Here is a 1,830-nt window from a genome sequence, read left to right as displayed (position 1 = left end):
AAAAAAATAGCCGATAACCCTGCGAATCGGCTATTTTCAGGCTGGATTATTTTCACTCAGGGAAGGATGGATCAAAATTCATTATCCTAACGGATAAATTAAATGAACAGCCCTGTGCGGACCCGCATGCAGGGTGGTGTGGGGAGAGCTGGGTAGATACCAGCTCTTACCCGATTAAATGCTGTCATTAAACGGATGCTCAGTTAATACCTGCTTTTGCTCCGCTTCTTTGCGAGATGCCCACTCAGAGTTGACGGATTTCAAAAGCTCAATTTCTTTTTTAAACCATAAACGCCTAGAATCTTGACCCTCGACTCTGTTTTTAAGCTCCCATGTTCTCGCAAGATCGCCGACATCACCTTCTACGAGCCAATAAAGAATATCATCTACATTCTTGGTTTTCTGGCGCTCAAATTCTGAGCCTCTTTCAGTAACTACGAAGTGGTATTCGTCGCCTACTATTTCAACATGCGGAGCACCGGAATGTGTAGGTGAGCTAGCGACAGAGAATAAGTAAGCAGGCTTGCTTTCACCGCAGAGTTGCTTTCCGATCCGTCTTACTTCTTTTTGAATGAACGCGATACTCTTCATAGGCATTTAACGCCGCGGTACACCCGCAATTTTGGAGCGGGGTATTTTGTGCTAAGCTTGCGTGCACAAAATGGCACGCGGAAAAATTGTCGGCGTGCAACCGCCTTGTTATGTGCGCTTATATGATAAAGCCTCAAGCAAGCACCCCTTTATGTTTTCATTATTCGCTTTTTGCAAAAGCCTTCTAACCATATTGTCCGACTCTTTCGAAGTAAGCTCATATATTACGTCTATAAGCCTATTTACATGCTCCGCATTCTCGTCGAAGCTATTCTCCAACCATTTAGAGATAACATCACTTGTATACTCAGAATATCCCACTCCTGAATTGCGCCACTGGCCGATATTCCACAATGCTGTCGCAACATCCATTACGATATCTTTCCGAGTACCATCAACTGACTTCATAATTCTTAAAGCTAACTCATCTGCTTCTTGCTCAATGAGGTCTGAATCCAAATTTAACGCTATTTCTATAGATTCCATAAGCTACTCGAGCACACAACGCCTATGATAAGCTGACCGCCTGGAGCGCGACAAATTATGCTAAGCTTTGGCGTGCATGATTTGGCGAGCAGAAGGTAGGTCAGCATCATTGTGTTATTATGTGTATTTTTTGCATATTTCTTCGACTTCTTCTTGAACCAATGCCAAAGAAGAGCATCCAGTATTACTCTCGACTCTTTTTGCTAGTTCCCTCCGAAGTCCAACCAATTCATTTATTTCACAACGCAGATGCCAAATATCAGCCTTTGATGGTGCTGCAGAAATCTGGGATTTAAGCAGACTTGAAAGCTTACAATTCTCATTAAGAATTAACGCGCCCATTTGAGATATATTGAAATTAATCATTTTGAATTTTCAACTACCTTTGCCCACTCTTCGAAGTTTGCAGCCGGCCAATTATTTCCTGGCTTTAGCCCAGAGGCATCGAATGCCCTGGGTTTTCCGCCGAAGAGGTTAACCCAGCCCTTATTTGGTATATTTGCCAATGGGACATCAAATTCCTTGATGTAAAATTCAGTTCCTTCTGGAAAATCTGTGAGTTTCATTTTGATCCCTGATTACACATAACTATTAATGAACGTCACTCTGACGCAATACATTACGTCGCATTGACGTATAACACTCTGATTAATTTTAACTGGTTCTCACTATTTGAGCCAGATTCATATCATGAATTTTAACTTATCTAATTGATAATAAAGGGTATTTTGTTTTTTTGAAGGGGTGTTATAC

General features: G+C 41.6%; 3 protein-coding genes. All 3 read right to left on the bottom strand.

The genetic code is table 11. The features are described 5' to 3' along the window. Window positions 1–174: 174 nt before the first annotated feature. The gene (locus tag F607_RS32165) at window positions 175–591 is read right to left on the bottom strand and encodes an Imm63 family immunity protein (protein ID WP_169719860.1); all 417 of its coding nucleotides are present in this window, start codon (window positions 589–591) and stop codon (window positions 175–177) included. A gap of 108 nt (window positions 592–699) precedes the next feature. After that, window positions 700–1,077 (bottom strand): hypothetical protein, encoded by a 378-nt coding sequence (locus tag F607_RS0126670; RefSeq protein ID WP_027710422.1) that lies wholly within the window; start codon window positions 1,075–1,077, stop codon window positions 700–702. A 362-nt stretch (window positions 1,078–1,439) separates the two neighbouring features. Continuing rightward, the gene (locus tag F607_RS0126660; protein ID WP_027710420.1) at window positions 1,440–1,643 is read right to left on the bottom strand and encodes a hypothetical protein; all 204 of its coding nucleotides are present in this window, start codon (window positions 1,641–1,643) and stop codon (window positions 1,440–1,442) included. Window positions 1,644–1,830: the final 187 nt, after the last annotated feature.

The organism is Zooshikella ganghwensis DSM 15267 (genome assembly GCF_000428585.1).
GTDB lineage: Bacteria > Pseudomonadota > Gammaproteobacteria > Pseudomonadales > Zooshikellaceae > Zooshikella > Zooshikella ganghwensis.
Note: the sequence above shows the minus strand (reverse complement) of the source record. Positions and strands in the feature narration are given on the sequence as shown.